We start from the raw sequence: 16341 nt of genomic DNA, 5'->3' as shown, positions 1-16341 counted from the left end.
GTTGTTGCCTGATCAGAGTTGTTCCCTGACCGGACATCTGGCGTCTGCGAGCATGTGCAGCGCCTGCACCACGTCCCCGTTCGACGGTCGCGCCGTCAACCCGAACGGTACCGCGAGAGAAGTCCCGGTCAACCGACGGTTGGCATCGGTCACCTTGCGAGTCGTCGACGACATCGCCGCGACGACCGGTCCCGGATCCAGCAGGTGCACCGCGATCCGGCCGTCGTCGAGCGGGTGCCGGCGCCGCAGTACGGTCACTTCTTCGATCTGCTCCCACCGGGTGCCGATCCATTCGTCGCGGATCCGCAGCCTGATCCCGACCTTGTCGGCGACGAACAGGTCCCCGACCGTCAGCGCCCGGACGCAGACCACCGCGAGTGCGGCGAAGCCGGCCCGCGGCGAGCCAGCGCAGTACGCCGGTGGCGCTGGTCGAGGCCGACGCGGCGAAGCCGATCGCCACCAACGCGGCGCCGGCTGCCAGCGCGCCGTGCACCTTCTGCGAGCCGCGGATCGTGAACTCCTGAATCCCGGCGTCAGCGTCCACAGTGTGGGCCTGGGGCATCGTGGATGAGGCGGTCACGGGTCACTCTCCTCGCAGTGTGGCGACGAAGTCCTCTAGGTCGTCCGGTTTCACCAGTACGTCGCGGGCCTTCGATCCTTCACTCGGCCCGACCACGCCCCGGCTCTCCAGGATGTCCATCAGCCGGCCCGCCTTGGCGAAACCGACCCGGAGCTTACGTTGCAGCATCGAAGTGGAGCCGAACTGCGTGGAAACGATCAGCTCGGCCGCCTGGACCACCAGGTCGAGGTCGTCGCCGATCTCGTCGTCGAGGTCCTTGCTCGGGCCGGCCACGGCGGCGACGTCCTCGCGGTACGTCGGCTGCAACTGCTCCTTGCAGTGCTCGACCACGGCCCGGATCTCGTTCTCGGTGACCCAGGAACCCTGGATCCGCATCGGCTTGCTCGCACCCATCGGCAGGAACAGACCGTCACCCTGACCGACCAGCTTCTCCGCGCCCGGCTGGTCCAGGATGACTCGGCTGTCAGCAAGCGACGAGGTGGCGAAGGCGAGCCGGGACGGCACGTTCGCCTTGATCAGACCGGTCACGACGTCGACCGAAGGCCGCTGGGTGGCCAGCACCAGGTGGATACCGGCGGCCCGGGCCAGCTGGGTGATCCGGACGATCGAGTCCTCGACGTCGCGCGGCGCGACCATCATCAGGTCGGCCAGCTCGTCGACGATCACCAGCAGGTACGGGTACGGCGTCAGCACCCGCTCGCTGCCCGGCGGCGGCTTCACCTTCCCGCCGCGCACCGCCTTGTTGAAGTCGTCGACGTGCCGGAAACCGAACGCCGCCAGGTCGTCGTACCGCATGTCCATCTCGCGGACGACCCACTGCAGCGCCTCGGCCGCCTTCTTCGCGCTGGTGATGATCGGCGTGATCAGGTGCGGGATGCCCTCGTAGTTGTTCAGCTCGACCCGCTTGGGGTCGACCAGCACCATCCGGACCTCGTCCGGAGTCGAGCGCATCAGCACCGAGGTGATCAGCGAGTTCACGAACGACGACTTACCCGAACCGGTCGCACCCGCGACCAGCAGGTGCGGCATCTTCGCCATGTTGGCGACGACGAAGCCGCCTTCGACGTCCTTGCCGAGCCCGGCGATCATCGGGTGATGGTCGTTGCGGGCGGTCGCGGACCGGATCACGTCGCCGAGGCTGACGATCTCCTTGTCGGTGTTCGGGATCTCGATGCCGATCGCGGACTTACCCGGGATCGGCGACAGGATCCGGACGTCGGCGCTGGCGACCGCGTAGGCGATGTTCTTGCTCAGCGCGGTGACCTTCTCCACCTTGACCGCTGAGCCGAGCTCGACCTCGTACCGGGTGACTGTCGGGCCACGGGTGTAGCCGGTCACCTGCGCGTCGATGCCGAACTGGTCGAACACCTCGGTCAGCCGGTCCACGACGGCGTCGGACGCCTTGGTCCGGGCCTTGTGGACCGAGCCGGGCTTCAGGATCTGGCCGTCGGGAAGTGTGTAGGTGATGTCGCCGGACAGGCTCAGCTGCTCGACGCGTTGCGGAATCGGCGTGTGCGGCGGCGGCTCAGGGGCCGGCTCGGCCTGGGCGGCCGAGGAAGGCTTCATGGCGGCCGCGACCGCGCCGTAAGCAGGCGGAGCGCCGGCCCCGGCCTCGCCGTCGACGTCGTACGGGTCCTCCTCGGCAGCGGCCTTCTTGCGGCCACGCTTGGAGATCTCACGGCCCTCGAGCACCGGGGAGTCGTACGGCTTGACGGTCGGATCAGCGTCGTCGTCAAGGATTGCCTTCGCCCGGCGCTCCTTGCGAGTGAGGCGCACAGTCTCATCCGCCGCAGCCGACACCGACGGAGCATCCGCAGGAAGCTCCGTGCGTCCCAGCAGCACATCGGCGGCTGCACGGACTCGCAGCGGGATCGCGTAGATCGGCGTACCGGTGACCACCAGTGCACCGAAGATCGACAGCAGCACGAGGAGCGGCGCTGCGACGTACTGCGTGAGCAGGTCGGACAGGAGCGACGAGACGACGTACCCGATCGCGCCACCCGCCTCCTGCAAGGTGCCGTCGTCAGGGTTGCCCGGACGCGGAATGCCGTTGGCGATGTGGACCAGGCCGAGCACACCGAGGCCGATCGCCGTCCAGCCGATGACCTGGCGTCCGGCCGGACCGTTGCGGTCCGGGTGGCGCAGGGTGCGCAGGGCAATGAACAGGAGCATCAGCGGGACGGCCCAGCCGAGCATTCCGACGCTCCCGGCGACCACTGTGCGTACTGCGTTGCCGACGGCACCTGGGAGCTCCCACCAGATCGCGGCGGCCACAACGACAGCCAGGCCGATCAGGGTGAGGCCGGCGCCGTCGCGGCGGTGGGCCGGGTCGAGGTCACGCGCGCCGTGGCCGACACCGCGGACCACACTGCCGAGCAGGTGCGCGATCCCGATCCAGCACTTCACGAAGCCGCGGCCGAGGTACAGCATCGTGGCCGCGAACGGCCCCGCTCCGGCGGATTGGGACGCACTGGGACGCGCAGTGGTGGAACCACTGCGCTTCTTCGTGCTCTGCCCACGCTTCTGGGCGCCTGAAGGACGGGAGCGTCCACCAGCTGCCGACCGGCCCGTTGCCGGGCTGTTGGCTGCCGACTTCCGCGCCCGCGCCGGGGAAGACGTGCGGGTCGCCATATCTAGCAGGCTACCCCGACAACCACTCGAGTCACACGTGTCACACGCCGATCACGCTGCCCCATCCGTAGCGTCACGGCGCGAACACCGGGGCCTGACAGCGGCTCCCGTCAGGCGCCGGTGACGCCGTCGAGGTGTTCCCGAACCAGGTCCGCGTGACCGCAGTGCCGGGCGTATTCGCCGATCAGGTGGAGGTAGATCATCCGCAGCGACGACACCTCGCCACTGAAGGTGAACTGCTCGTCCAGCGACCGGCCGGCGACCGCTTTGTCGGACAGCGCCCATTCCTCGATCAGACCCTCGTACTCCGCTTGAGCGCGCACCGGGTCGAGCAATTCGAAGTCCGCATCCTTACCGAGCTCCGGAGCGAACAGCGGCTCGGCCGGTGAACCGTCGGCGAAGTGGATCCGGAACCAGATCCGCTCCACCTTCGTGGCGTGCCGGATCAACCCGAGCAGCGACAGGGTCGAAGGCGCCGCGGGCCGCTCGGCCAACTGCTCGGCGGTGAGCCCGGCGCACTTGTGCAGCAGCGTCGCCCGGTAGAAGTCCAGGTAGCCGGCCAGCAACTCCCGCTCGGGCGCAACCAGCGAACCCTCGGGACGGACGACTTCAGGTGCGATCCAGGTCATCCGCGCATCCTCTCCCGCGGGGGCCTCGCGGCACCAATCCTTAACCGGCGGCGACGAACGACAGCCTGCGGCAACCCCCCGCATCTCATCATGTGTCGCAATGTCTCATCAAGCGAGATAGATGCTGGCGCAAGGAGCGGTCTGTTGGTTACCGTCTTCGGCAGGTCATGAGTGTCAGCGTCAAGCCCCGGCTCGCTGGCCGGCAACCCTCCTCCGCGGTGGGGTGCCCCGGGTGAGGACCCGGCCGTTCGGACACCCCGATCGGCAAGTGCGGACTTCCCGGGAGCAGCAGCATGTCGATCCTCTCCATCCTCGAGCCCTCCAACGCGATCAGCGCGAGGCCGACCACCGTCCGGCTCACCAACGGCAGCATTCCTGCCACCGTCGGCTCGGACCTGCTGGTCCCACTGGCCGACGGCCGGGTGACCGACTACGCCAACTTCGACCACGGCGCCAGCGCCCCGTGTCTGGAGTCGGTGCGTGCCGCCGTCGAGGCCGCCCTGCCGTCGTACGCGTCGGTGCATCGCGGCAACGGCTACGCGTCCCGGATCACCACCCAGTGGTACGAGCGGGCCCGTGCCGAGGTGCACGGCTTCGTCGGCGCCCGCGAGGACGACCAGGTCATCTTCACGCGGCAGACCACCGACGCGCTCAACCTCCTCGCCCGTGCGGTCCCGGCCGACGCGACCGTGATCGTGTTCGAGTCCGAGCACCACGCGGCCCTGCTCCCCTGGCCGGCCGAGCGCACCGTCCGCCTCGCGGCGCCGAGGTCGGCGAACCAGGCCGTCAGCGCCGTCGCGGACGCACTCCGCAACGCTCCTGAGGGGCCGCGGCTGGTCGTCGTCACCGGCGCCTCCAACGTCATCGGCGAGATCTTCCCGATCGCCGAGATCGCAGCGGTCGCCAAGGCTCACGGCGCCCGGGTCTGCCTCGACGCTGCCCAGCTGGCGCCGCACCGCGTCGTGAACATCGAAGACCTGAACGTCGACTGGGTGGCTCTGTCGGGCCACAAGCTCTACGCCCCGTACGGCGCTGGCGCGCTGATCGGCCGCGCCGATTGGCTCAACGCAGCCGACCCCTACCTGTACGGCGGTGGTGCGACGGCGACCGTCGAAGCAGCAGGCACCGTCTGGAACCAGGGACCGGCAAGGCACGAGGGCGGCTCCCCCAACGTCATCGGCGCGATCGCCCTGGCAGCAGCGTGTGCCGCGATCACCAAGCACCGCGAGGCCATCGAGCAGCACGAGCGCAGCCTGCTCGCGCGGCTCCGGACCGGCCTGGCCCAGCTGCCCGGCGTAACGACGTACTCGATCTTCGGTGCGGAGGCTGACCGTGTCGGCACCGTCTGCTTCACCGTCGACGGCATCAGCTCGACGCTGGTTTCAGCAGCACTCGCAGCGGAGTACGGCGTCGGCGTGCGCGACGGGAAGTTCTGTGCGCACCCGCTGGTGGGCCACTTGCTCGCCGACTCCCCCGAGCACGGTACTGCGGTCCGCGCGAGCCTCGGTCTGGCTACCACCCGCGAGCACGTCGACCGCCTGGTCAACGCGATCCGCACCCTGACCACCAACGGCCTCACCAACGCCTACGAAGAGACCGCCCACGGCTGCCAGCCCACCAACGACCCGCGCGACCTGGTAGCCCCGCGAATCTGGTGACACCGCCCTCCTCCTACTGCTCAGGAGGAACGAGACCTGTGTGGTGAGCAGCGAACGCCAGCAGGTCGGCCCATTCGGACGCAACCATCGCGGCGGGTTTTCCGAAGCCGTGACCCGTGTCGACCTCGATGCGGGTCAGGACCGGAGCAGAGCCCGCCTGTGCGTGTTGCAGGGTCGCCATGAACTTGTGGCTGTGTAGCGGCACGACGCGATCGTCGTGGTCGCCGGTGACGACCAGAGTCGCCGGGTACGTCGTACCGTCGTGCAGGTTGTGCAGCGGCGAGTAGGCAAGCAGGTCCTCGAACTGCTCGGGATCGTCAGGCAGCCCGAAGTCGGAGGCCCAGGCGGCGCCGACGGTGAAGAGATGGAAGCGCAGCAGGTCCATCACGCCGACACCGGGCAGCGCGACGGCGAAGAGGTCCGGCCGCTGAGTCATCACAGCGCCGACCAGCAGCCCGCCGTTGCTGCGTCCGTGGATCGCCAACTGCGCGGCCGTGGTCACGCGGGTCTTCTGGAGGTGCTCGGCAACGGCGATGAAGTCGTCGAAGACGTTCTGTTTGTTCTTCAGCCGTCCCGCCTCGTACCAGGCGCTGCCGTACTCACCACCGCCCCGTAGGTTGGTGATCACCAGTACGCCACCGGCCGCGAGCCAGGCAGGCCAGCCCGGCCTGTAGTCGGCGAAGATCGGGACGCGGAAGCCGCCGTAGCCGTACATCAGGGTCGGCCGCGGCTCGGACAGATCCCGGTCGGCCCTGCTGATCACGAAGTACGGCACCTCACGGCCGGGCTCCACAACCCGGGTCACCGTGATCTCGGGCGACACGAACGCCTGCCCGGCAGGCACCAACGAGGGCAGCGGCCGGATGTCGCCGGCCCGAGGCCGACACGACGTACGACAGCGTCGGCTCGGTACTGGACGACAAGCCGATGAACAGCTCGTCGTACTTCGCGCCGGCGGTCACGTCGACCAGCCCGCCACCCGCCAACGGCACCGAACGCGCATTGCCGCCGTCCAGGTCGTGCAATCTGAGCTCTGGTTGGGCGTCGACCAGGTACAGCGTCGCCAGCCCGGCTGATGTCGCATAGACGGAGCTCAGCGTGTCCGCAGCTTCAGGGATCACATCGGTGAAGACGCCGTCGAAGTCACTGCTGACCAGCCGGCCCCGAGGCGCGTCCCTGTTCGTCCGCAGGATCAGCCGGTCTCCCGCCATCCGGACGAAGCCGATCTCGTCGGCGAACTCGTCGACGACCTTGATCGGCTCGCCGAGGCCGTCGAAGCCGATCGGGTAGAGCCACAGCCGAGTGGCCGCGTCCGTACCTTCGTTGAGCTGAACCACCACGTACCGGTCGTCGTCGGACACGGTCGGCGACACGAACATCCGCGGGTTGTCCGGGAAGCTCAGGATCAGCTGGTCATCGGCCTGCAGCGTACCGATCTTGTGCAGCTTCAGTTGGCCGCCGCCGAGCACCTTCGTCTCGGTCCCCTCGCTACGGCCGCTGGCGGGATAGTGCGAGTAGAGGTACGCCGAGGAGTCGGGCAACCAGGTTGCCTCGGAGAACTTGGCTTCGGTGACGACGTCGTCGACCTCCGCGCCGGTAGCGACCTCGAGCAGCCGGAACGTGGTCCAGTCGCTACCGCTCTCGTTGATGCCGTAGGCGAAGTAGCGGCCGTCCGGGCTGACAGTGAAGGTCCCGAGTGAGTCGGTGCCGCCTTCGGACAGTGTGTTCGGGTCGATCAGCACGCGGCCGCCTTCGAGCAGCGCGGCGAGCGAGTCCGCGACGTACACGACGTCCTGGGCTTTCGTCCCGTCGTTACGGCCGACGAAGAACCAGCCGCACTTCTGCACCGGCACCCCGGCGCGCGGCCGGCGCAGGATCGCGGTCATCGCCTGCTGGAACCACTCCCGCTCGGCGTACTGCGCGAGCACGCTCTGGGTAAAGGCGTTCTGCCTGCCGACCCAATCCTTCGTCTCGGCGGCATCGGCGTCCTCGAGCCAGCGGTACGGATCGACGATCTGATGGCCGTGCAGGGATTCGGCAACGCTCTCGTCGCGACGGCTTTCGGGGTAGTCGGCGGTCATGATTCCAACCTAGTACGCCGTTCGCCGAGAGCTGAGGCGGTTTTCCCTTGCACGTCAGTGCGGCTGCAGCTCCTTACGCCACAGCACAGTGCCGTAGAGGTCGCGGAGCGAGACGGTGAAGGCTCCACTGTGCGGGTCGATCTCGACGTGACCGAAGAACTGGTTGCCACCGCTCGGCGGCTGGCTCGGGAAGTCCGCCGCCTTCTGGAACTCGACCTTCGGGCCGAAGGTGGAGTCGAGCGCGTTCGGCCCGAAGGTGCCCGCGTTGACCGGACCGGCGACGATCTCCCAGAACGGGTCGAAGTCCGTGTACGCGGCGCGCGACGGGTCGTAGTGGTGAGCGGCGCAGTAGTGCACGTCCGCGGTCAGCCAGACCGTGTTGCGCACCTTGCGCCGCTTGAACTGGCTCAGCACCCAGGCGATCTCGTGCTCACGACCACCAGGCGCTCCGGCCAGCCCATTGGCGACCGCCTCGATCTCGGTACCGTCCGGGACCAGCAGGCCGAGCGGCATGTCACTGGCGATCACCTTCCAGGTCGCCTTGGACGCCGCGGCCTCGCGTACCAGCCAGGCAGCCTGCTCGGCGCCGAGCATCGCGACCGGTCCGGCGACGCCGGGAGCCGGGTTGGCCCCGCGGTAGGTCCGCATGTCCAGGCAGAACACATCCAGCTGCGGGCCGTAGCTCACCTTGCGGTAGATCCGGTCCCGCCCGGCCGTGTGCACCATCGGCAGGTACTCCAGGAACGCCTTCCGGGCCCTGGAGGCGAGCACGTTCACGCGCTTCTCCGTGTACCGGTCGTCGGTCAGGATCTCGCCGGGGTACCAATTGTTCAGCGTCTCGTGGTCGTCCCACTGGCTGATGATCGGTACGTCGGCGTACAGGTCGCGCACGTTGGAGTCGAGCAGGTTGTACTTGTACCGGCCCCGGTACTCCGCGAGCGTCTCGGCGACCTTGGAGACCTCCTCGGTCACCACGTTCTTCCAGACGGTGCCATCGGCAACCTTCTTTGTCGCCTCGATCGGCCCGTCGGCGTAGATGTTGTCGCCGGAATGCAGGAAGAAGTCGGGCTGGGTCTGATGCATGGCCTTGTACGCGATCATGCCGCCGATGTCCGGGTTGATCCCGTAGCCCTGGCCGGCGGTGTCACCGGTGAAGACGAAACTGACCGGGCGGTTGCGACCCGGAGTACTGAAGGAACCGCAGGCGGTCTCGCCGAGGCGGCCGGACGAGTCCTCGAAGCCGATCCGGTAGTCGTAGCGCTGGCCGGGACGCAGGCCACGCAACGGCAGTTGCGCGGTGAAGTCGTCGTCGGCCGAGGTGACCGGGCCGCGGAGCCGGATCGCCCGGTCGAAGCGGCCGTGGCTGGTCAGGTCGACGACGAGGCGCGACCGGCGGTCCGTCCGGGACCAGACAACGGCCGAGTTCGAGGTGACGTCGCCGCTGGCGATCCCCGACGGCAGGGCCGGCCTGGCCCGGCGTACGACGGCGGGTGCCGCGGCGGCGGTGGCTGCTGTGGCGGCGGGAAGGGCGAGCGAAGCGCCCGCGGCGGTGCTGGCGGCCAGGAGCTGGCGGCGGCTCAAGTTCATGCTGCCGAAGGTGCTCCTCCGGAGTGACGACCAGGTGACAGCTGGGCGAATTGCCTGACAACTCAGGCCGGGTGGTCCGGGGCTTGTCCTGACCCCGATGATGGAGGAACCACAGGGTGGAAAGGGAGCACCGGGCCATGTCACGAGAACGCCGACTTACCCAGGTCTTCATCGAGCTGGCCGACACCCTGGTGGCCGAGTTCGACCTGGTCGATTTCCTCGGCCGGCTCGCCGAGGCGACCGTCGAGCTGCTCGACGTGGACGCCGCCGGACTGATGCTGACCGACGACCACGGCGTACTGCACGTGATGGCTTCCTCCGACGACCAGGCCGAACTGCTGGAGCTGTTCGAGCTGCAGCACGACCAGGGACCCTGTCCAGAGTGTTTCCGGACCGGTACGCCGGTGCTGAACGTCGATCTCGACCGCTGGCCCGAGTTCGCCTCGGCCGCGGCGGCGGGTGGTTATCAGTCCGCTCACGCGTTGCCGCTGCGTCTCCGCGGCCAGGTGATCGGAGTGATGAACCTCTTCCGCTCCTGCCCGGCACCGCTGGGCGCCGAGGACGCCGCCCTCGGGCAAGCGCTCGCCGACATGGCCACGATCGGTTTGCTGCATGAGCGGGAGGTCCGCGGCCACCAACTCCTGGCCGAGCAGTTGCAGCACGCTCTCAGCAGCCGGGTCGTGATCGAGCAGGCGAAGGGCATGCTGGCCGAGCGAGCCGGTCTGACGCCGCCCGACGCCTTCACCGCGATGCGCACCTACGCCCGTCGTACCGGCTGTGGACTCACCGCCGTGGCGACCGGTGTGCTCAACGGCACACTCCGAACCTCATCCTTAATGACCAGTTAAGCCCCTTCCGGTTGCGTACGACCGGCGGAGGTGGTTCCGTTGCAAGGACAAGCCACAGTTCTCGTGGCGCTGCCCCGGACCCGGTAGCGCATCGACTGATGCACCGCCGGACGGAGCCACCCCCTTTGACGCAACTTGTTGCCGACGAACCGCGCCCACAAGGAGCTCAAGAGCGACACGCGAGCCTCTACAGCGACCTCTTGAACACAGTCCGTGAGCTCGGCCTACTCAAGCGCCGGCACGGGTACTACTGGACGCGGATCGGACTCGTCCTGGCCGCGCTCGGCGGGGTGATCACCGGATTCATCCTGCTGGGCGATTCCTGGTTCCAGCTGTTGATGGCCGGTGCGCTGGCGCTGGTCCTGGTCCAGGTCGCGTTCCTCAGTCACGACAGCGCGCACCGGCAGATCTTCCACTCGGCCGCCTGGAACGACTGGACCGCGCGGCTGCTGGCCGGTGGGCTGGCCGGGATGAGCATCACCTGGTGGCGCAACAAGCACAGCAAGCACCACAACGCGCCGAACCAGCTGGGCAAGGACCCCGACATCGACATCGGCGTCGTCGCCTTCACCCCCGACCACGTTGCCCGGCGTACCGGCCTGGCCAAGTGGCTCGGCGATCGCCAGGGCTGGCTCTTCTTCCCGCTGCTGACGCTCGAAGGTCTGAGCCTGCACGTGGCGAGCCTCCAGCATCTGCTCCGGCGCAGCGCCACCAAGGTCGAGCGGATCGAGGCAGCCATCGTGCTGTCCCGGCTGGGCCTCTACGTGGCCGCGCTGCTCATCCTGCTGCCGATCGGCAAGGCCAGCGCGTTCCTGGGCCTCCAACTGGCCGTCTTCGGCGTTTTCCTCGGCGCCTCGTTCGCGCCGAACCACAAGGGCATGCCGCTGGTACCGAAGACGATGAAGCTGGACTTCCTGCGTCGCCAGGTGCTGATGTCCCGCAACATCCGCGGCGGAGTGCTGACCGACTTCGCGATGGGCGGTCTGAACTACCAGATCGAGCACCACCTGTTCCCGAGCATGCCGCGGCCGACCCTGAAGCAGGTCCAGCCGATCGTGCGCGAGTACTGCGAACTGCATGGCGTGAAGTACACCGAGGTCGGTCTGTTCGAGTCCTACGAGATCGTCGTCGACTACCTCAACAACGTCGGCCTGCGGGCCCGGGATCCGTTCCAGTGCCCGCTGGCCACGCTGTATCGCAACTGATCAGCTCGACGGCGGAATCTCGCCCGAACCACGGATCGTCAGTTTGACCGGCACCCGGACCGTCCGCCCTGGGCGGTGCGGTTCGGGGAGCCGCTCGGTCATCAACTGGATCGCCGTACGCGCCATCACGTCGGCGGACTGCGCCACCGCGGTCAGGCCCGGGCTGAGCAGATCGCCGAGTGCAAGGTCGTCGAACGACACCAGCGCGACCCGGTCCCGCCTTCCGGCCATCCCCCGCAGTACTTCGGCTGTGGTCATGTTGTTCGCCGAGAGGATCGCGGTCGCGGGCTCCGGACGATCCAGCACCGCGGACAGCGTGATGCCGATCCCCTCGGTGGTCGGCTCGGACAGGTGCACCAGGTCCTCGTCCACGTCGATCCGGTGCCGGGCCATCGCGGCCCGGTAGGCGACGACGCGTTCGCGGGAGGTGAAGATCCGCTCGTCGTCACCGAGGTAGGCGATCCGGCGATGCCCCTGCCGGATCAGGTGATCGATCGCCTGGTCGATCCCGCCCGCGTTGTCGGCGAGTACGGCGTCGGCCTCGATCCCGTGCGCCGGCCGGTCGATCGTGACGACCGCCATCCCGGCGTCCACGTGCGGAGCCAGGTACTCCTGGGTCTCGCCGATCGGCGCCATGATGAGTGCGTCCGGGCGCCGGGCAACGAACTCCAGGCAGACGTCCCGCTCGCGCTCCGGGTCCTCGTCGGTCAGCCCGATCATCACGACCGAGCCGCTGGACCGGGCCCACAGCTCGACCGCGCGACCGAGCGAGGCGAAGAACGGGTCACCGATGTCGCGGATCACCACGGCGATCGTGCCGGTCTTGCCGCGCCGCAGCATCCGGGCGCTCTCGTTCGGGGTGTAGTTCAGGTCCTTGATCGCGGCCTGGACCTTCGCGGTCAGCTCCGGGCTGACGTTCGGCTCCTCGTTGACCACCCTCGAGACGGTCTTGAGCGCCACGCCCGCCCGGGCCGCGACCTCTTTCATGGTGGGCCGGCGCTGCCCGGCTCCGTTGACACCAGTGATGCTCACAGGCCCACCTCTCGTTAGCTTTCCACGACGACCGGGATGATCATCGGCCGGCGACGATGCGTGTCGCTGACCCATTTACCGACCACGCGGCGGATGACCTGCTGCAACTGGTACATGTCGTCCACCCCGCTCCCGATCGCCTTCTCGATCTCGGCCTCGATCTTCGGCTTCAGGTCGTCGAAGACACTGTCGTCCTCGGCGAAGCCCCGGGCCTGGATCTCCGGTCCGGCTGTCAGTTTGCCGGTGACAGAGTCCATCACGGCGATCACCGAGATGAAACCCTCGTCGCCGAGAATCCGCCGGTCCTTCAGCGAAGTCTCCGTGATGTCGCCCACTGTCGAGCCGTCGACGAACACGTACCCGCACTCGACCTTGCCCGCGACCACGGCCTTGCGGTCGATCAGATCGACCACCACGCCGTCCTCGACCACGACGACGTTCTCAGCCGGTACGCCGGTCTGCCGGGCGAGCTCGGCGTTCGCGTGCAGGTGCCGGATCTCGCCGTGCACCGGCATCACGTTGCGCGGCTTGACGATGTTGTAGCAGTAGAGCAACTCCCCCGCCGACGCGTGACCGGACACGTGCACGAGCGCGTTCCCCTTGTGGATCACGTTCGCGCCGTGCCGGGTCAGCCCGTTGATCACCCGGAACACCGAGTTCTCGTTGCCGGGGATCAGCGACGACGCCAGTACGACGGTGTCGCCCGTCTGGATCTGTACTACGTGGTGGTCGTTGGCCGCGATCCGCGACAAAGCCGACATCGGCTCGCCCTGCGACCCCGTCGAGACCAGCACCACCTGCTCCGGCGGGTAGTTCTCCAGCTCGCGCATGTCGATCAGGGTGTCGCCGGGAACGGTGAGGAAGCCCAGATCCCGGGCGACGGCCATGTTTCGCACCATCGAGCGGCCGACGTACGCGACCTTGCGGTGGTGCTTCACGGCGGCGTCCATCACCTGCTGGACGCGGTGCACGTGGGAGGCGAAACAGGCGACGATGATCCGCTGGTTCTTCGCCTTGCTGAAGACGCCGTCGAGCACCGGCGCGATATCGCGCTCGTGGGTGGTGAAGCCGGGCACCTCGGAGTTGGTCGAGTCCACGCAGAACAGGTCGACGCCCTCGTCACCGAGGCGGGCGAACGCGTTCAGGTCGGTGATCCGGTTGTCCAGCGGCAACTGGTCCATCTTGAAGTCACCGGTGTGCAGGACCAGGCCGGCCGGCGTCCGGATGGCAACGGCCAGCGCGTCGGGGATGGAGTGGTTGACCGCGACGAACTCACACTCGAACGGGCCGAAGGAAACAGTCTCGCCCTCGGCCACGGTCTGCTGCGGCACGTTGCGGTGCCGGTGCTCCTTGAGCTTGCCCTCCAGCAGCGCCAGGGTCAGCTGCGAACCGACCACCGGGATGTCGCCACGCTCGCGCAGCAGGTACGGCAGACCACCGATGTGGTCCTCGTGGCCGTGCGTCAGGACGACCGCCACGATGTCGTCCAAACGCTCCCGGATGGGCTGGAAATCCGGGAGGATCAGGTCGACACCGGGCTGGTTCTCGTCCGGGAACAGCACTCCGCAGTCGACGATCAGCAGCTTGCCGTCGTACTCGAAGACCGTCATGTTCCGGCCCACCTCACCGAGGCCGCCGAGCGGGATGACCCGGAGCGCGCCGGGCGCGAGCGGGCCGGGAAGGGTGAGATCCGGGTGGGGGTGACTCATGCAATCAGTCCTGCCGTCTTGAGGTCGGTGGTGAGCCCGTCGCTCTGCTCGGCGGTCGCCTCGATCAACGGCAACCGGACGGTCGCGTGCTCGATGACCCCGGCCAGCTTGAGCGCGGCCTTCACCATGATGGCGCCTTGGGTTCTGGTCATGATCGCCTCGACGGCAGGCGCCAGCCGCCGGTCGATCTGTCGCGCGGTGGAAAGGTCGCCGCGCACGACCGCGTCAATCAGTTCCCGGTACGGCTCGCTCGCGACGTGGGCGACCACGCTCGCGATCCCGACCGCACCGATGGCGAGCCAGGCGAGGTTCAGCTCGTCGGCACCGCAGTAATAGAAGAGGTCGGAGTTGGCCAGCACCTTGGTGGTGGCGGCGACGTCGCCCTTGGCGTCCTTCACCGCGACGATCCGCGGGTGCTCGGCCAAGGCGAGCAGCGTCTCGGTCAGGATCGGTACGCCGGCGCGGCCGGGGATGTCGTACACCAGCACGGGCAGGCCGGTGGCGTCGGCGACCTCGGTGAAGTGCGCCTTGATGCCTTCCTGCGGGGGCTTGTTGTAGTACGGCGTGACGACCAGCAGGCCGTGGGCACCAGCGGCCTCGGCGGCCTTCGCCGACTCGACGCTGTGCGCGGTGTTGTTGGAGCCGACACCCGCGATGACCATCGCGCGGTCGCCGATCGCGGCGAGCACCGCCTTGACCAGCTCGACCTTCTCCGCGTCGGAAGTGGTCGGCGCCTCGCCGGTGGTGCCGTTGATGATCAACGCGTCGTTGCCCTGGTCGACCAGTTGGGTCGCGACCTTCTGCGCAGCATCCAGATCGAGCGAGCCGTCAGGGGTGAACGGGGTGATCATCGCCGTGGTCAGGCGGCCGAAAGGCAGCGCCTGGGAGGCGGAGGATGTGCTTGAAGACATGGGGCTCAGATTACCGCTCCACACGCTTCGACAGATGAGTAGGCCTGGTAGCTGTCCGCTCGGGGGTCCGGGCAGCTACCAGGCTCACTCGTCCTATCGTCACGGCCCAGGAAGTCGTTACAACTTCTTCCAAAAAAGTTCGAAAAACTTTCTGCGGACACTCTGTGTGCTTCGATGACCACTATCTGTTGACATCCCGGCTTGTTGACACCGGAACCGCTAGCGTTCGGGGCGTCTCTACGCCGATGACTGCTCCCAAGTCCACCCCCGCTGCGAGCCTGACGATGGTCGTGGGCGCCATGCTGGCGGCGATCCCGATGATCACGCTGGCGATGTGGTTCGTGCTGGCGACCGACGGCATCGGGGACTTCCCGCGCGGCTGGGCGCCGATCCCGATCGGCGCTGTCCTGGCGTTGCCGTTGGTGGCCTGGGAGGCCTGGCCGGGCCGCCGCAACCAGCTCCGCTTCGCCGCCGCGCTCGAATCCGCCGGCCACCCGTCGTACCTGCTCGGCCGCCCGCAGGAATACTGACCTGTACTACGCGCCGCCGGCGATCCAGACCGATGTGGTGGACCAGATCGTGTTGACCAGGTCGCGCAGGATCGCCCAGGCGCCGGGAAGAAGCAGGACGCCGCCGAGGATGAGGGCCGGCGCGATCAGGAGGTTCTCGACCCAGCCGCCGGTGCGGAACCGGAGGTGGCGGGGTAGACGAATCTCGTACCAGGTCTCGCCGCGGATCGGGAGCGGCCAGAGCCAGGGACAGCCCGAGCGGGTGAGGCTGTCGCCGAGGCAATGCACGAACATGCCGAGGGCGACGGCGACGCCGATCCAGCTGCCGATGTCGGCCAGGCCGGCCTGCAATGCGTCGGCGGCCGTAGTACCGGGTAGTGCGTCGGCCGCAGCGTCTGGGAGAACCGCGTTGGCGATCGACCAACCGGCGGCACCGATGGCGGCGAGCACGACCCAGTCACCCAGTACGTCGGCGGCCAGCACCAGGCCGGTCAAGGCGATGGCGAGCACCGCCCACTTGCCACCACGCTCCCCTCCTGCCCCTGCCAGAAATCCAAGAAGCAGCGCGGCCGCGACGGTGTGAGTGGCATGCCGATGCTTACCGGTGCATTCTTCATCGCGCGGACCTTTGGTGACGTTGTAGAGAACGCCGGAGAAGGTGCGGACAGCTCCCGAGACGATCCGCGTTATCGGACCGAGAATCCGAGACGCTTTCGCACCTGGGTGATCGAGGTCAGGCAGCAACGCGTACCCGGCCGTCGCCGCAGCGAACGGCACCACCTCCGCCACCGAGGTCAGCCCAACCAACGGCGCCACCGCAAGCCCCGCACACCAACCGGACAACGCATGCGAACGCCCCATCACGGCGCCCCACCCCCATCACTCGTGAGCCGCCAATCCTCTCAGCGCCCACCGACAAATCCGTGGAGGCGCACGGGGTAAGACGCCCCACCAACCGCCC

General features: G+C 68.1%; 15 protein-coding genes and 1 riboswitch. Of the genes, 5 read left to right on the top strand and 10 right to left on the bottom strand.

Annotation, left to right across the window (positions count from 1 at the left end):
- Positions 1–12 precede the first annotated feature (12 nt).
- Positions 13–372, bottom strand: coding sequence for a hypothetical protein (locus F1D05_RS41550; protein WP_246486238.1), 360 nt, complete (start codon positions 370–372; stop codon positions 13–15).
- Positions 373–377: 5 nt separating this feature from the next.
- On the opposite strand from F1D05_RS41550, the gene F1D05_RS41545 reads away from it, so the two are divergent.
- Positions 378–524, top strand: coding sequence for a hypothetical protein (locus tag F1D05_RS41545; protein WP_246486237.1), 147 nt, complete (start codon positions 378–380; stop codon positions 522–524).
- Positions 525–583: 59 nt separating this feature from the next.
- Here the strand turns inward: F1D05_RS41545 and F1D05_RS35500 are convergent, their stop codons facing one another.
- Together F1D05_RS35500 and F1D05_RS35495 are read right to left on the bottom strand one after the other, a co-directional pair.
- Complete coding sequence (locus tag F1D05_RS35500; protein ID WP_185449768.1) at positions 584–3010, bottom strand: FtsK/SpoIIIE family DNA translocase; 2427 nt, start codon at positions 3008–3010, stop codon at positions 584–586.
- Between the two features lie 311 nt (positions 3011–3321).
- Positions 3322–3840 (bottom strand): DinB family protein, encoded by a 519-nt coding sequence (locus F1D05_RS35495; RefSeq protein ID WP_185444633.1) that lies wholly within the window; start codon positions 3838–3840, stop codon positions 3322–3324.
- Positions 3841–4003: 163 nt separating this feature from the next.
- A riboswitch (SAM riboswitch) is annotated at positions 4004–4117 on the top strand.
- A 16-nt stretch (positions 4118–4133) separates the two neighbouring features.
- On the opposite strand from F1D05_RS35495, the gene F1D05_RS35490 reads away from it, so the two are divergent.
- The gene (locus F1D05_RS35490; protein WP_185444632.1) at positions 4134–5498 is read left to right on the top strand and encodes an aminotransferase class V-fold PLP-dependent enzyme; all 1365 of its coding nucleotides are present in this window, start codon (positions 4134–4136) and stop codon (positions 5496–5498) included.
- A gap of 13 nt (positions 5499–5511) precedes the next feature.
- Here F1D05_RS35490 and F1D05_RS41540 read toward each other — a convergent pair whose 3' ends face one another.
- The 3 genes from F1D05_RS41540 to F1D05_RS35475 are packed head-to-tail and all read right to left on the bottom strand — an operon-like array spanning position 5512 to position 9166.
- Entirely contained in the window at positions 5512–6321 is an 810-nt protein-coding gene (locus F1D05_RS41540; RefSeq protein ID WP_246486236.1) for a prolyl oligopeptidase family serine peptidase, read from the bottom strand.
- Positions 6275–7579: a hypothetical protein gene (locus F1D05_RS41535; RefSeq protein ID WP_185444631.1), complete on the bottom strand. Its 1305-nt coding sequence runs from the start codon at positions 7577–7579 to the stop codon at positions 6275–6277. Before F1D05_RS41535 ends, F1D05_RS41540 begins: the two co-directional genes overlap by 47 nt.
- 54 nt (positions 7580–7633) lie before the next feature.
- Entirely contained in the window at positions 7634–9166 is a 1533-nt protein-coding gene (locus F1D05_RS35475) for an alkaline phosphatase D family protein (RefSeq protein ID WP_185444630.1), read from the bottom strand.
- A gap of 137 nt (positions 9167–9303) precedes the next feature.
- Between F1D05_RS35475 and F1D05_RS35470 the strand changes: the two genes are divergently transcribed.
- Together F1D05_RS35470 and F1D05_RS35465 are read left to right on the top strand one after the other, a co-directional pair.
- Positions 9304–10014: a GAF and ANTAR domain-containing protein gene (locus F1D05_RS35470; RefSeq protein ID WP_185444629.1), complete on the top strand. Its 711-nt coding sequence runs from the start codon at positions 9304–9306 to the stop codon at positions 10012–10014.
- Between the two features lie 200 nt (positions 10015–10214).
- Positions 10215–11219 carry a fatty acid desaturase family protein gene (locus F1D05_RS35465; protein WP_246486235.1) on the top strand — a complete coding sequence of 335 codons (1005 nt, stop codon included), beginning with the start codon at positions 10215–10217 and terminating at the stop codon, positions 11217–11219.
- On the opposite strand, the gene F1D05_RS35460 is transcribed toward F1D05_RS35465, so the two are convergent.
- From F1D05_RS35460 to dapA, 3 genes are read right to left on the bottom strand one after another with little or no spacing between them, the layout of a single operon-like run.
- Positions 11220–12251: a LacI family DNA-binding transcriptional regulator gene (locus F1D05_RS35460; RefSeq protein ID WP_246486234.1), complete on the bottom strand. Its 1032-nt coding sequence runs from the start codon at positions 12249–12251 to the stop codon at positions 11220–11222.
- Positions 12252–12265: 14 nt separating this feature from the next.
- A complete protein-coding gene (locus tag F1D05_RS35455) occupies positions 12266–13960 on the bottom strand; it encodes a ribonuclease J (protein WP_185444627.1) in 1695 nt (564 codons plus the stop codon).
- The gene (gene dapA, locus F1D05_RS35450; protein ID WP_185444626.1) at positions 13957–14871 is read right to left on the bottom strand and encodes a 4-hydroxy-tetrahydrodipicolinate synthase; all 915 of its coding nucleotides are present in this window, start codon (positions 14869–14871) and stop codon (positions 13957–13959) included. Before dapA ends, F1D05_RS35455 begins: the two co-directional genes overlap by 4 nt.
- A gap of 245 nt (positions 14872–15116) precedes the next feature.
- Here dapA and F1D05_RS35445 point away from each other — a divergent pair, with 245 nt between their 5' ends.
- Positions 15117–15401: a hypothetical protein gene (locus tag F1D05_RS35445; RefSeq protein ID WP_185444625.1), complete on the top strand. Its 285-nt coding sequence runs from the start codon at positions 15117–15119 to the stop codon at positions 15399–15401.
- A 6-nt stretch (positions 15402–15407) separates the two neighbouring features.
- Here F1D05_RS35445 and F1D05_RS35440 read toward each other — a convergent pair whose 3' ends face one another.
- Positions 15408–16241: a metal-dependent hydrolase gene (locus tag F1D05_RS35440; RefSeq protein ID WP_185444624.1), complete on the bottom strand. Its 834-nt coding sequence runs from the start codon at positions 16239–16241 to the stop codon at positions 15408–15410.
- Between the last annotated feature and the right edge of the window lie 100 nt (positions 16242–16341).

Origin of the sequence: Kribbella qitaiheensis, from assembly GCF_014217565.1 — a bacterium.
Classification (GTDB): domain Bacteria; phylum Actinomycetota; class Actinomycetes; order Propionibacteriales; family Kribbellaceae; genus Kribbella; species Kribbella qitaiheensis_A.
The sequence above is the reverse complement of the archived record's forward strand: the minus strand, read 5'-3'. Positions and strand labels throughout refer to the sequence as shown.

Excerpts from the sequence above, each read along its gene's own strand:
- F1D05_RS35500 (WP_185449768.1), bottom strand. The coding sequence starts at position 3,010 with ATGCTGTACCTCGGCCGCGGCTTCGTGAAGTGCTGGATCGGGATCGCG.
- F1D05_RS35495 (WP_185444633.1), bottom strand. The coding sequence starts at position 3,840 with ATGACCTGGATCGCACCTGAAGTCGTCCGTCCCGAGGGTTCGCTGGTT.
- F1D05_RS35490 (WP_185444632.1), top strand. The coding sequence starts at position 4,134 with ATGTCGATCCTCTCCATCCTCGAGCCCTCCAACGCGATCAGCGCGAGG.
- F1D05_RS41535 (WP_185444631.1), bottom strand. The coding sequence starts at position 7,579 with ATGACCGCCGACTACCCCGAAAGCCGTCGCGACGAGAGCGTTGCCGAA.
- F1D05_RS35475 (WP_185444630.1), bottom strand. The coding sequence starts at position 9,166 with ATGAACTTGAGCCGCCGCCAGCTCCTGGCCGCCAGCACCGCCGCGGGC.
- F1D05_RS35470 (WP_185444629.1), top strand. The coding sequence starts at position 9,304 with ATGTCACGAGAACGCCGACTTACCCAGGTCTTCATCGAGCTGGCCGAC.
- F1D05_RS35455 (WP_185444627.1), bottom strand. The coding sequence starts at position 13,960 with ATGAGTCACCCCCACCCGGATCTCACCCTTCCCGGCCCGCTCGCGCCC.
- dapA (WP_185444626.1), bottom strand. The coding sequence starts at position 14,871 with ATGTCTTCAAGCACATCCTCCGCCTCCCAGGCGCTGCCTTTCGGCCGC.
- F1D05_RS35445 (WP_185444625.1), top strand. The coding sequence starts at position 15,117 with ATGACTGCTCCCAAGTCCACCCCCGCTGCGAGCCTGACGATGGTCGTG.
- F1D05_RS35440 (WP_185444624.1), bottom strand. The coding sequence starts at position 16,241 with ATGGGGCGTTCGCATGCGTTGTCCGGTTGGTGTGCGGGGCTTGCGGTG.